Annotated in this window: 9 protein-coding genes; 1 reads left to right on the top strand and 8 read right to left on the bottom strand. The window is 62.8% G+C overall.

Annotation, left to right across the window (positions count from 1 at the left end):
• Positions 1-44 precede the first annotated feature (44 nt).
• The gene (locus ACR9Y2_RS16930; RefSeq protein WP_435042632.1) at positions 45-878 is read left to right on the top strand and encodes an FRG domain-containing protein; all 834 of its coding nucleotides are present in this window, start codon (positions 45-47) and stop codon (positions 876-878) included.
• Between the two features lie 174 nt (positions 879-1,052).
• Here ACR9Y2_RS16930 and ACR9Y2_RS16925 read toward each other — a convergent pair whose 3' ends face one another.
• The 8 genes from ACR9Y2_RS16925 to ACR9Y2_RS16890 form a co-directional block, all read right to left on the bottom strand.
• Positions 1,053-2,651 (bottom strand): hypothetical protein, encoded by a 1,599-nt coding sequence (locus ACR9Y2_RS16925; RefSeq protein ID WP_435042631.1) that lies wholly within the window; start codon positions 2,649-2,651, stop codon positions 1,053-1,055.
• 79 nt (positions 2,652-2,730) lie between these two features.
• A complete protein-coding gene (locus tag ACR9Y2_RS16920; RefSeq protein WP_435042630.1) occupies positions 2,731-4,290 on the bottom strand; it encodes a carboxylesterase/lipase family protein in 1,560 nt (519 codons plus the stop codon).
• A 38-nt stretch (positions 4,291-4,328) separates the two neighbouring features.
• A complete protein-coding gene (gene bglX / locus ACR9Y2_RS16915; protein ID WP_435042629.1) occupies positions 4,329-6,608 on the bottom strand; it encodes a beta-glucosidase BglX in 2,280 nt (759 codons plus the stop codon).
• Positions 6,609-6,773: 165 nt separating this feature from the next.
• The gene (locus ACR9Y2_RS16910) at positions 6,774-8,072 is read right to left on the bottom strand and encodes a CitMHS family transporter (protein WP_435044875.1); all 1,299 of its coding nucleotides are present in this window, start codon (positions 8,070-8,072) and stop codon (positions 6,774-6,776) included.
• Complete coding sequence (locus ACR9Y2_RS16905; protein WP_435042628.1) at positions 8,072-9,325, bottom strand: CaiB/BaiF CoA transferase family protein; 1,254 nt, start codon at positions 9,323-9,325, stop codon at positions 8,072-8,074. The genes ACR9Y2_RS16910 and ACR9Y2_RS16905 overlap by 1 nt, the downstream gene beginning before the upstream one ends.
• A gap of 20 nt (positions 9,326-9,345) precedes the next feature.
• The gene (locus ACR9Y2_RS16900) at positions 9,346-9,663 is read right to left on the bottom strand and encodes an AtuA-related protein (protein ID WP_435042627.1); all 318 of its coding nucleotides are present in this window, start codon (positions 9,661-9,663) and stop codon (positions 9,346-9,348) included.
• A complete protein-coding gene (locus ACR9Y2_RS16895; protein WP_435042626.1) occupies positions 9,656-11,035 on the bottom strand; it encodes an acyclic terpene utilization AtuA family protein in 1,380 nt (459 codons plus the stop codon). The genes ACR9Y2_RS16900 and ACR9Y2_RS16895 overlap by 8 nt, the downstream gene beginning before the upstream one ends.
• A gap of 114 nt (positions 11,036-11,149) precedes the next feature.
• On the bottom strand, positions 11,150-12,082 hold the full coding sequence (locus ACR9Y2_RS16890; protein ID WP_435042625.1) for a LysR family transcriptional regulator: 933 nt from the start codon (positions 12,080-12,082) through the stop codon (positions 11,150-11,152).
• Between the last annotated feature and the right edge of the window lie 121 nt (positions 12,083-12,203).

Genomic DNA, 12,203 nt, shown 5'->3' with positions numbered 1-12,203 from the left:
AAGCCTGGCCTGCCGGGAGAAGTGTAGGGATGAGGAGGAGCCGGATGAGTTCAACGAAATCGAAAACAGGCGCGCGGGGCAGAGTGAAGCGGTCGTATCTCTTCGAGAAGGTCGTGGATAGCTGGGAAGACTTTCTGCAACTGGTGTCCGCCGATCCTTTCCGGCACTGGGCGTTCCGCGGGCAGCGTGATGCGAGCTGGCAAGTCTGGTCGACGGTCAGCCGGGAACTGCGCAGCCGGCATGTGGCTCCCCGCTATTGGACCTCACAGGAGCACCGCCTGATCTGGATCTTCCAGCGGAAGGCGAGCGGCTTCCTGGAGAACCTGCCGGTGGTGGCCGACACTCCGCACTGGATGGCGCTGATGCAGCATCATGGCGCTCCGACGCGCCTTGTGGACTTCACATGGTCGCCGTATGTCGCCGCATTCTTTGCCCTGGAATCCAGCGTGGACGATGCCGCCGTGTGGGCGATTAACGCTCCTCAGCTGGGAACCTTTGCATATGGGCCGGAGTTTGCGCCGGCGCAGCGCCCGCCGAGCCCGCAGGACGTGCTGAACAGCATTGGTATTCGCGGCAAGAATGCCGTGGCCATTGGGGAGCCCTATTTTAAGAACCGCCGTGTGATCGCCCAGTCCGGCACGTTTGCTTTCCCTTGGGATATCGAGCGTCCCATTGATGAAATCCTCGCCAGCCAGGAGGGCGTGATTGCGAAGTTCGTGCTGCGCGGACGAGCGTTAAGAAAGCGAGCGTTGGGTGAACTCTATCGGATGAATATCACGAACGCCACCCTGTTCCCGGACCTGGATGGCCTGGCGCGCTCGCTGGCCTTCGAGTTGGAGTACCACTATGCTTACGATCCGACGGATGGTGAAGCGTAGCAGCCTGTGGCAGAAGTCGCGCAGCCGCGTTCGCACCGCCGCCGGTCACGAAATGGGACCTCAATAGCGATATAGGAGCCGCACCGAGGAGATTCGCCGTATTGAAAGTGGACGGCCGGCGCCGGAGCGAACCCAAAGGGCGACAAGGGGCTGCGGGACTCCTGCCACAGACTGCTAGTGGCAACTGGCATTGCCAGCATTCGGGAAGGCCAGGAAAGTGATACTGGCCGGCGCCAGCGTCACCTTGCCGGCGGGAGACGGCCGGCCGGCGATTTCCGGGAGGGTATCACCGGTTCCGAGTTTGAGCTCTTTCCCGTTGAGTTCGACCGTAGAGCCCATCAGATTGGCCGTGGTGAGTTCATAGCGGCTGGATGGCAAGGGCGTGAGCAAGTCGAAGGCGGCGGCCCGGTCCGCATTGATTGCCAGCACCGCGACGCCGCCCGGTTGGCCGCGGAGACAGTGGCTGTAGAGATGCACATCGGACGCAGGAGCGGTGCCGGTTTCCAGGACGGTGGTCCCCATGAGCTTGCGCCAGAGGAGCGCGCCCCAATAGCTAGGCCGCGGGGTGAGCGTCTCTTCGTCGATGAGGGCATAGTCGCTGGCGGACAGAGTATTGTGGGCCACGACCTGCACACCTCGTTTGGCGAGGCTCCCCAACTGATTCAGGTAGCGGAAGGTATCCAGGAAACTGGCGGCCCAGGGGTTCCCCCCGCAAGCGGTCTCGCCGGTCTCCGTGAGCCACAGCGGTTTGCCGGGCTCGAACTGATCGCGAAGCTTTGTATAGAAGGCTGCCTCACGGTCCGTGAGGGCAAGCCACTCCTGCGAAAGCGCGACTTCCGGACTAGTCTGGGGCGCGCCTTTCATGGATGAGCAGCGCTTTGAGACACCACCGTAGAAGTGATAGGAGAAGGCATCCACTCCGCGGCCCGAGGCCTGGAGAATGTCTCTGGTGCTGAGGCCGGAGAAGCCGGTCGCGACGAGAGCCCCTTCCCCCACGGAGCCAGGCCCGAGGATGAGCATCCCGGGGAGCGACTGTTTCGCGAATCGCTTGAAGGCGGCGAAGTCGCGGCCGTAAGCCGCCGCGTCATAGCCCTTGGGAGCGCCGCCGATGGCCGCGAAATTGGGTTCGTTGAAGAGTTCCGCCGCGGCGATGGTACCTCCGGCCGCCTTGGTGAAGGCCGCGAATTCTGACGCCTGACCAGAGGTCCAGACGCCTTGGCTGTCGCGGACACCGTCGCTGACCGCGAATGAGGTAATGATCCGGGCGTCCGATGATTTCGCAAAGTCGACGACGGCTCGCCATTGGCCGCGGGTGAGAATTCCGCCGAAGCCGGCCGGCGGCGTTGCGGGGGCCGGGGTATCCGCATCGTGGAAGTATGTCGAATTGGCCCAGGTTCCGCTGACTCGCACGTAGGATGGGCCGAGTGCCGCCGCCAGCTTGCGCAGCCTGGGGTTGGACAGGTCGAGGGGTTGCCGCATGCGGAACGCAGTTGGATCGAGCCCTGGCACCGAAGGTGTGGCCGCGGGGGTTTCCGCCGCAGTACCGGCCTGCTTCCGGTAGGGCGCCCAGAAGCGGCCGCCGGTCACCTCCACCATCTCCACATTGAACGACTGGAAGCGCTCGTCGACCGCCCCGATTCGCTGAAAGCGCGCCGGCGCGAGAGTGATGGGTTCGGCGGCGGGCAGAGGCTGTGCCAGGGCGGCCAGTATCAGCGCGGCGGATGCCACATGAGGCCAGCGACGGCCGCCCCTATGACTGACTAATTCGTACATTATCGTCTCCAAGTCCGCAATTACCATACACCCCGGACCAGTATTGCCAGCCGGGGTGTAAGCATGCGTGTCCGGACGGCTACTTCTTCGGTTGGGAAAGACGCTCGACGAGATCCAGCCGCGCTTTCAGCGGATCCGGCATGGCAACGGGCCCACCGGTGGCGAAATCCAGCAGCTTGTCGGATTCCGGCTGGTAGGCTGGCCATTCCGGCAGGCCGGCGCCGTTGGGATTCCCCGTCTTGGCAAAGTTGGCCCAATAGGCATTGGCTGCACGGGCGATAGCCTGATCGGCGGCGGTCAGGTCTTTGCCGTAGCGGGCCGCGACTGTGTCGAAGACATAGGGAATCTCGGTTGCGTGCGGCGCACCGCGCTTCCATTGGCCGCGCATGGATTCCGCAACGTAGGAGAAGCGAAACTCATAGGCCTTCTGACCTGCCTTGACAAGCGATCGCACGGTGTAGCGGGCGGGTTCCACCATCATCTGGTCGGCTGCGATCGAGACGCCGACGTCCATGACTTTGCCCGTGCCATCGGGATCGTAAGCCGCCTTGGCTTTCGCGCTATCGGCCCCAAAGGGAGCCAGGAGCGCTTCCATAGTGCGGCCGCGGGGGAAGCCGATGTCGGCGCTGTTGGCGCCGGCCATGATCGCGATCTTCGCACCACGACCGGCCTCGTAGGCCGCGCCGGGCGACTCTACTACCAGCTTTCCGTCGATCATGGGGCCCGCATAGGTCGGAGTGCCCATGGATGCCATGTTCAGGCCGGCGACGATCGCCTCGGCGGGCAGTTTCCTCAGCGCGGCCAAGGCGGCTGCATCGCTGCCTTCGATGCCCGCGCTCTTGGCGAACGCAAGGCCGACCGATTCACCAGAGGGCATACCGGTGGGGCCCGGGCGATCGACAAAGCGGTCGCCCATCAGGGACGAGCGGCCTCCGCCCGATTCGATGACGGCCTTGTGAATGAGGCCGGCCGCGAGAGGCGACGTCATCATGGTGAGCACGGAACCGCCGCCGGCTGACTCGCCAAATAGCGTGACGTTGCCCGGATCACCACCGAAGGCAGCCGCATTGCGGCGCACCCACTGAAGGGCAGCGATCTGATCCATGTAGCCGTAGTTCCCCAGCGGCTCGGAAGGATGCGCTTTGCTCAGCGCCGGGTGGGCGAAGAAGCCGAACCGGCCCAGGCGGTAGTTGAAACTAATGAAGAGGATGCCCTGCTTCGCGAACTGCGAGCCGTCGTAGACGGCGGGCGAACTGCCGCCATTGACGAAGCCGCCGCCATAGATCCAAACCATGACCGGTAGCTTTTTGGCGGCGGGCTTTTCCGGACGCCAGACGTTGACATACAGGCAGTCCTCGGCGGGAGTCACGCCCAGCGGAGCGGCGTCTCCGGGAAACGGCTTCTGCATGCAGTCGGCGCCGTATTCGGCGGCGGGCCTGACTCCGGTCCAGGGCTTCGCCGGCTGCGGAGCGCGCCAGCGCAGATCCCCGACGGGAGGCGCTGCAAACGGGATGCCCTTGAAGGAGGCCACTCCCTCTTTGACCACGCCCTTCAGGCGGCCCGTATCGACTTTCACTTCATCGGAGGCGGCAGAGGCCGCTGCCGTTGACAGCAGGAAGAACACCAGGAGAGATCGCATGCTCGGATTACCTTTCGAGGAACGTATTGGCCGCACACTTACGGCTGAATGCTGAACTCCGCATGCAATGCAGCAGAGGCATCCTGACCCACCCAGACATCGAAGCTCTCGGCGTCGAGCACCCAGTCTTTGGAGGCGGAACTCCAGTAACTGAGTTCGGACTTCCCGAGAGAGAACCGTACGGTCTTCTTTTCGCCAGCCTTCAGTGCCACCTTTTCGAAGCCCTTTAACTCACGCACGGGCCGTGAGGCGCCGCCGGCCCGCTGATGAATATACAACTGGACCACCTCAGTCCCGGCCACGGAGCCCGAGTTCTCGATCTCCGCGGAGATCTCGACCGGGGAACCCGCTTTGACCGGACTTTTCGCCACCTTCAGATTCGATACGGCGAATTTCGCGTAGCTCAGTCCGTGGCCGAAGGGATACAAAGGCGCACCGGACTGGTCCCAGTAGCGGGATGTGAAGCCCCGGGCGTTTTCCGGCTGATGGGTGAGGTTGTGCGCGTAATAGAGCGGCAGTTGGCCCACATTGCGGGGCCAGGTGATTGGCAGCTTGCCACCAGGATTGGCGTCGCCAAAGAGCAGGTCGGCAATGCCGTTTCCACCCTCATTGCCCGGGTGCCAGGCCTCGAGAATCGCTGGAATATGGCTCGATGCCCAGGTGATGTTCAGCGGGCGTCCATTGATCAGGACCAGCGCCACCGGCTTACCTGTCGCGGCGATGGCCTCCATGAGTTCCTGCTGCTTACCGGGCAGATCGAGCGACGCCTGCGATGCGAGTTCCCCGCTCATCAAGGCTGCTTCGCCCAGCACGAGTACGACCAGGTCCGATCTCCTGGCCAGATCAACGGCCTTGGAAAATTCCTGTCCTGCCTGCGCTTCGGTCCAGGGGTCAACCTTCTTCATCCCAAGCAGGTCCTCAAACATCGAACGGTACTGCTTGGCGATTTGGACACCAGCCGCGTGCTCGACCCGGGCATTGGCGCCGAGTTTGTTGCGGATGCCTTGCAGCACGGTCACGGTGGTGCTGGTATCCACGTCAAAGCCACTCCACATGGTGAGCATGTCGCGCCTGGAGTCGGCCAGAGGGCCAATGACGGCGATGGTCTTGCCGGAACCCTTGGCGAGGGGCAACAAACCGCCTTCATTACGCAGCAGCACCGCGGTGCGTTGTGCGGCCTCTCTCGCGAGCGGCAGGTACTCCGGAGCACCGATGATCGTCTTTGACCGGGCCTCATCCACGTAGGGATGTTCAAACAGACCCAGTTGGAACTTCGCTGCCAGGATTGGCCGCACAGCCGAATCGACCTGCGCTTCCGTAATGCGGCCTGCCTTGATCAGCGTGAGCAGGTTTTCGTTATAGGTGCCGCTGGCCATATCCATGTCGACTCCGGCGGTGAACGCGCGGAAGGCCGCGTCGCTGCGGTCGCGGGCGAACCCATGGGTTACGAGATCGCCGATCGAGTTAGCATCGCTGACGACGAAGCCCTGGAACTTCCAGGTCTTCCGCAACACATCCTGCAGCAAAAAGGAATTGCCCGTCGCCGGCACATCGTTCAGATCCATGTAGGCGCTCATGAAGGTGGATACACCCGCATCCAGAGCCGCGCGGAATGGCGGGAAGTAGACGTTCCACAACTCGGAATCGGAGATGTACGACGAGTCGTAGTCACGGCCGCCATCGGCCGCTCCGTAGCCTGCGAAGTGCTTTGCGCAGGCCAGGATATGATCGGGGCTGCTGAGGTCATCACCCTGAAAGCCTCGGACCTGGGCGCGCGCCACCATGGCCCCCAGGAACGGGTCCTCGCCGGCACCTTCGATCATGCGGCCCCAACGCGGATCGCGCGCGATGTCCAGCATGGGCGCGAAGGTCCAGGTAATCCCCGCGGCTCGCGCTTCCCTGGCCGCGACTCCATGAACACGCTGAATCAGCGATCCATCCCAGGAAGCGGCCAAGGCAAGGGGCATCGGGAATACAGTTTTGAAGCCATGGATGACGTCGAGCCCGAAGATCAGCGGAATCCGCAGGCGGGTCTCTTCCATTGCAACCTTCTGCAACCTGTTGATGTCCGCGGGCTTGGAGATCCAAAGAATGGAGCCAGCCTGGCCCTTGCGAATCGCATCCTCCGGATTGGGAGAACCGGGTATGAAGGCAACGCCCCCGATCTGGGCGAGTTGACCGACCTTCTCTTCCAGCGTCATGCGCCCGAGGAGAGCATCCACCTTGGTTTTGAGGGCGGCCGAGCCAGCGGGTTGCGCCTGCGCCGTACCGGCGAGGCATGCTGCCGACAGGGCGATTCCTGCGATGAAGTACTTCATTTCACTGCTCCAGATCTACATTGAGCCGGTCGATTCCAGCGGCTGGGCCGGACTGGGCGCGCATGCGCGTTCCGATAATACTCTTCGCCCAATGGTCAGGCAATTGAATCAATCGAATAACAGCAATAACCAGGGAAAAATAATCTGTCTTTGGCATCGCGCGGCTCACAAGGGAAAGACTCCGAATGCGACGCACGCAAGAGTCATCAGCACGGATGCGCCGAAGAGCAGCGGCGCCGTGAAACGCTGATGCTCGGCCAGGTCGATCCCGGACAACCCGACGATCAGAAAGGTGGCCGGTGTGAGAGGACTGACGGGAAAGCCGGTTGTCATCTGGCCCAGAAGTGCGGCTTGTGCCACCTGTGCGGGCGCAACCCCCAGCATTCTTCCTGCATCCGCAATTACGGGCATTACGCCGAAGTAGAACGAATCCGGGTCGAAGAGCAGACTCAACGGCATGGAGAGGAGACCGAGAACAACGGGGATGTGGCGAGCCATTCCGGAGGGCATCAGCCGCACGGAGAACGCCGCCATTCCTGCAAGCATGCCGGATTCCTTCAGGATGCCTGTAAATGCCCCGGCCGCGAACAGAATCCCGGCCATCATGAAAGCGGTTTTGGCGTGCGCCTCAATGCGGACGCGCTGCGCCTCGATGCCCGGATAATTGAGGGCCAGGGCCAGGCCCGTGCCGAGCATGAATACAACCACCGGCGGCAGGGCTCCGCTGATCATGATCCCAATCAACGTCAGAGTCAGACCGGCATTGAGCCATACGAGCCGGGGCCGCCGCAGAGCCTGCTGTTCCGGAGTGACTTCCCGCCTGAGGACCAGAACTCCGGCCACCTGCGGGTCGATGCGGAGACGGCGCTCCTCCCTGACCCCGAGAATCCATGCAACGGCGAAGACGTAGATGAGACCGACGGCCTGGGCGGGGAGGAGGGGGTTGAAAAGATCCGTGACGGGAATATGCAATGCGGCGGAGGCACGCAGGGTGGGGCCGGTCCAGGGCAGGAAGTTCACGCCGGCTGCCAGTGAGGCAGAACAGGCGAGAATGCGCGGGTCGATGCCCACGCGTTTGTACAGCGGGAGCATCACCGGGATGGTGACCAGAAAGGTAACCGCACCCGACCCATCGAGATGAACGAGCAGGGCCAGCAGCGCGGTTCCCGGCACGATGAACGCGGGCCGGTTGCCGACCACCTGAAGGATGCGGTCGATGACCGGATCGATCATCCCGGCATCGGTCATAATCCCGAAATATAGGATCGCGAACAGGAACATGCCTGCCACGGGTGCGACATTCTGAATACCTTTCAGAACGAAGGAGCCGGTCTGCCATCCAAACCCACAGAGCAGCGAAGCGCCCACTGGTACCAGAATCAAGGCGACCAGCGGGGAGAGACGCTTGCTGAGGATAACCGCCAGCAAAACAAGGATGGTCAGAAGTCCGGCCAGAGCGAGCATCAATCGCCCGCTTCCTGCGTCCCCATGTGACTAGAGGGCCAGATGATGCCTCCGGTGGAGAGGGCCTCGATCTCGTCAGCAGACAGGCCAAGCACCTCCGACAGAACAGCCGCCGAGTGTTCGCCCAGGCCTGGAGCGGGCTCGCCTACGCGCGCTGGTGTCGCCGACAGCTTCACGGCCGGCCCCGTCACCTTCTGGGGTCCAGCGGTTGGACATTGGATGACGGGAAACATCGCCCGGAGGGCAGTCTGGGGATCGTGGACCACTTCCTGGAAATTGCGAACTGGCGAACAGGGGATACCCACTGAGTGCATCAGGGGAATCCAGTGCGTGGTGTCCTGCTCGCGGAAGATGGCGGCCAGGGTGGCTTCCAGGGCATGCCGGTTCTCGACGCGCCGGGCGTTCGATGAGTAATCGGGATGACAGGCGAGATCCTCCCGCCCGATGACCTGGCAGAACGCAACCCACAGTTTCGGGCTGCCGACCGCGATGGAGAAGGCGCGATCCCGAGCCTGGAATACGCGGTAAGGGACCACCGTGGGGAACCCGCTGCCGAGCGGCGAGGGTATCCGCCCCGAGCCCAGGAACGACATGTAGTTGGAACTCATCGCCGAGATCATTGCGTCGAGCATGGACACATCGACATATTGGCCCTGACCGGTCTGCTCCCTGGCGCGGAGAGCCATCAGGATGCCAATCACGGAGAAGAGCCCCGCGTTGATGTCGGCTACGGCATAGCCGCTGCGCACCTGCTCTCCCTCTTCTGTGCCTGTGATACTCATGAAGCCGCTGGAGCACTCGACGATCAGGTCCATGGCCGCCTCGTCGCGGGACGGGCCGGCCTGGCCGTAGCCGGAGATCGAGCAGTAGACGAGGCGGGGATTGCGAAGAGCAACGGCCGCGTAACCGAGTCCGAGCCGATCCATTGTGCCTGGCCGGAAGTTCTCAATGAGCACATCCATCCTGTCGATCAGCCGCAGGCATAGGTCGAGGCCTTCGGGGCGCTTGAGATCGATGGAGATGCCGCGTTTGCCACGGTTCAGGCCAAAGAAGAAAGAAGAGTCGTTGCCGGCGAAGGGCGGGCCCCAGCCGCGGCCCATGTCCCCACCGGACGGGCTTTCCAGCTTGAAGACCTCTGCGCCAAAATCGGCCAGCAGAAGCGTGCAATACGGCCCCGCGAGAGCGTGGGAGAAGTCGAGCACGCGGATGCCGTGCAGCGCGGCGGGGGAGACGGTAGCCGGATTATCGGGCATAGTGCAAGGCGGACTCCTAGTTACGGAACATCGATTTCCATCCGCAGGAGCGCGGCACTATACGTCTTACCCTGCGCGTCGGTGCGCAGCGAGACAGTGCCACCGCCATCCAGCGACTCACGCAGCACAAAGTTCAGTGCCCGCAACCTGGGTAACTCGTAGCGCTCCACACTGCCGCGGCAGAGTTCCCGGAAATGCTGCTTCACCCGTTCAGCCGTCACCTGAGCGGCGAGAAGAGGATAGAGCTCCGGCCTCAACGCGATGAGGCCAATGTTTGTGCAATCGCCCTTGTCGCCTGACCGGGCGTGGGCCAACTCCAGCAGTCGAACCCTAGGCATGGGATTCCCTCATGACGACACTCCAGGAAACTTCCGACTTCGGGATGAGTGCCGGCCAGTAGGCGACAACTTCTTCGACTTTCGGGCGGCCTCCCACGTAGGTCACAACGGGTGGTCCGTTCAGCGCCAGCGGTGCGATTTCCCGGGTGAAGCGCTCCACCGCTGTCCGGTCGCCGCCGCGAACACCGATGCGTAGCGCGACTTCCGGCGTATCCGGGTGAGGGGGCCCGGACAACGCATCGCCATGACAGGCGTTGGCGCCGATGAAATCCGCGTGGATGGCATCGAAGGCAAGCCCCAACTGCTCCAGCCGGGCTCGCAGAATCTGCTCTGCGCGCCGCGCCTTTTTGGCCGCATCGGGCCACCCGTAGACGAGCAGGCCGATGGCTCTGTAACCGCTGGTGTAGCTGATCGACACTTTGTAGAAGTCCGTAGGCGGATGGCCGGCCGCGCCCTTGATCCTAACGCGGTCGGGACCTTCCTGGTCCAGTTCGAGGGCAGTGAAATCAGCGACTACATCAGGCGTGATGTAAGCAGCCGGGTCGCCGATCTCATAGAGGAGCTGCTCGGTGACACCCGGTATGTTCACGCGGCCCCCAGTGCCCTCGTGCTTCGTAATGAGGACCGCCCCATCCTCTCCGATCTCGGCGATGGGATAACCGATGTGCTCGAAGTCAGGAATGGACTCCCAGTCGAACTGGCAGTTGCCGCCGGTGGATTGGGCTCCGCATTCAATCGCGTGGCCGGCCACAGTTCCGGCAGCCAATCGCGGCCAGTCGTCCCAACGCCAGCCGAACTCGTGAACGGCCGGCCCCAGCGTAAGCGCCGCATCCGCGCAACGGCCCGTGATGACGATCTGGGCTCCCAGGCGGAGTGTCTTGGCGATAGGGGCGGCGCCCAGGTAGACATTCGCGCTTTGCACACGCGGGCGGACAGCGGCCAGGGGCTCGCCGGTATCCAGATGGGCGAGGGGGACGCCGCGCTCCAACAGTTGGTCCAACCTGGGCAGGATATCGTCGCCGAGGACCACGCCGATCTTCACACTGCTCGAAATCCCGGCCCGGCCGAGCGCCAAGGCGGTGGCTTCCGCACAGGCTAGCGGATGGACCCCGCCGGCATTGGCCACCACCTTGATGCCGCGCTGCACGATTTCGTGCGCGCCACGCCCGATCATTTCAACAAAGTCACGGGCATATCCTGCCTTGGGATCTCGAGCACGCTGCTTCTGGAGGATCGACATTGTCACTTCCGCCAGATAGTCGAGGGTCAGGTAATCGATCGCCCCTTGCCTCATCTGCAGCAGAGGAGCCTCCAGCGAGTCGCCCCAGAATCCCTGGGCGTTGGCTATGCGGATCACACGCGGTGCGCTCATTGTTCGTACCCGGCGTGGCGGCCGCATAGAAAACACATAAGCTCCACCATAGTGCGGGCCGGATCCCGGAACAATTGAATTATTCCTATCCCAGTAATCTGATTTGGTTATGAACTATGAGGCGACGGTGCGGCGAGCTCGAGACGCGGGCCGGGAAGTACTGCAGCCAGCGACAAGGGCTTTCAGGAAACCCGTAGCCGCAGGTGACAAGGTGCGGCCCGATTTCCGGATGGCGACGATGCGCCGTGTCAACCCGGGTTCCTGCAGAATGCGTGAACCCAAGCCGCCCAGTTCCGATGGTTCAAACGCGGAGGTCGGCAGGAAGGTGATGCCCAAGCCGGCTCTCACCATACCGATTGCCGTGGACATATACGAAGCTTCGTAGGCTGGTACTGGAAAGTGACCGATTGACTGGAAGGCACGGTCCACCAGAATGCGTACACTGCTCTGCTGGCTCATCAGGATCATCGGCGCCGTGATCAGCTGCTTTAGTTGGATGGACCGCCGAGCGGCCAACGGCGAACCCGGGGGGAAGACCACTCGCATCTTGTCATTGAAGAGGGGAACCACCTGGATGGCTGGATCCGCATCTGCGAAGCTGCCGATCCCCAGGTCCACTTCTTCGTTCTTGACCTGCGCCAGCACCACCTGCGCGACAGCGTCGCGGAGCGAGACAGTGATGCCCGGCTGCTGTTGGCGAAACTCGGCGATGATCCGGGGCAGGATGGTGGAACAGACGGAAGGAAGGCCGGCGACGCTGACCGTGCCTCGATCGCCGGTGGCCAGCTCGCGCGCGTTGAGAATGACGGAATCGATCTCGCGCAACAGGCGCTGAATCACCGGCGAGAGCTGCTGCCCGATGCGGGTTAGCTTCACTGAGCGCGTATTGCGATCCAGCAGGCGAACCCCAATGGTCTCCTCCAACTGGCGAATCTGTACAGTCAGAGCGGGCTGAGAAACATGCAGCGCCTGAGCCGCCCGGGTGAAGTTGCCCGCGGTCGCGATGGCGGCGAAAGCCTCAAAGTGCCGGAGATTCAGATTCGTCATGGCAATCAGGGTACATTATTACTGCGATCTGAATTATTCAATTGCCTCATCAGCACCGCTGCGATACTGTGCGGAAATGATTCGTTCCCTCAGCTCACGGCTCCAGTCTCTTGTCACGGCG

The sequence above is a fragment of the Paludibaculum fermentans genome (assembly GCF_051172195.1).
GTDB classification, from domain to species: Bacteria; Acidobacteriota; Terriglobia; order Bryobacterales; family Bryobacteraceae; genus Paludibaculum; species Paludibaculum fermentans_A.
The sequence above is the reverse complement of the archived record's forward strand: the minus strand, read 5'-3'. Positions and strand labels throughout refer to the sequence as shown.

What these genes read in the sequence shown, in the direction of transcription:
- ACR9Y2_RS16930 (WP_435042632.1), top strand. Translation starts at nt 45, where the DNA reads ATGAGTTCAACGAAATCGAAAACAGGCGCGCGGGGCAGAGTGAAGCGG.
- ACR9Y2_RS16925 (WP_435042631.1), bottom strand. Translation starts at nt 2,651, where the DNA reads ATGTACGAATTAGTCAGTCATAGGGGCGGCCGTCGCTGGCCTCATGTG.
- ACR9Y2_RS16920 (WP_435042630.1), bottom strand. Translation starts at nt 4,290, where the DNA reads ATGCGATCTCTCCTGGTGTTCTTCCTGCTGTCAACGGCAGCGGCCTCT.
- bglX (WP_435042629.1), bottom strand. Translation starts at nt 6,608, where the DNA reads ATGAAGTACTTCATCGCAGGAATCGCCCTGTCGGCAGCATGCCTCGCC.
- ACR9Y2_RS16910 (WP_435044875.1), bottom strand. Translation starts at nt 8,072, where the DNA reads ATGCTCGCTCTGGCCGGACTTCTGACCATCCTTGTTTTGCTGGCGGTT.
- ACR9Y2_RS16905 (WP_435042628.1), bottom strand. Translation starts at nt 9,325, where the DNA reads ATGCCCGATAATCCGGCTACCGTCTCCCCCGCCGCGCTGCACGGCATC.
- ACR9Y2_RS16900 (WP_435042627.1), bottom strand. Translation starts at nt 9,663, where the DNA reads ATGCCTAGGGTTCGACTGCTGGAGTTGGCCCACGCCCGGTCAGGCGAC.
- ACR9Y2_RS16895 (WP_435042626.1), bottom strand. Translation starts at nt 11,035, where the DNA reads ATGAGCGCACCGCGTGTGATCCGCATAGCCAACGCCCAGGGATTCTGG.
- ACR9Y2_RS16890 (WP_435042625.1), bottom strand. Translation starts at nt 12,082, where the DNA reads ATGACGAATCTGAATCTCCGGCACTTTGAGGCTTTCGCCGCCATCGCG.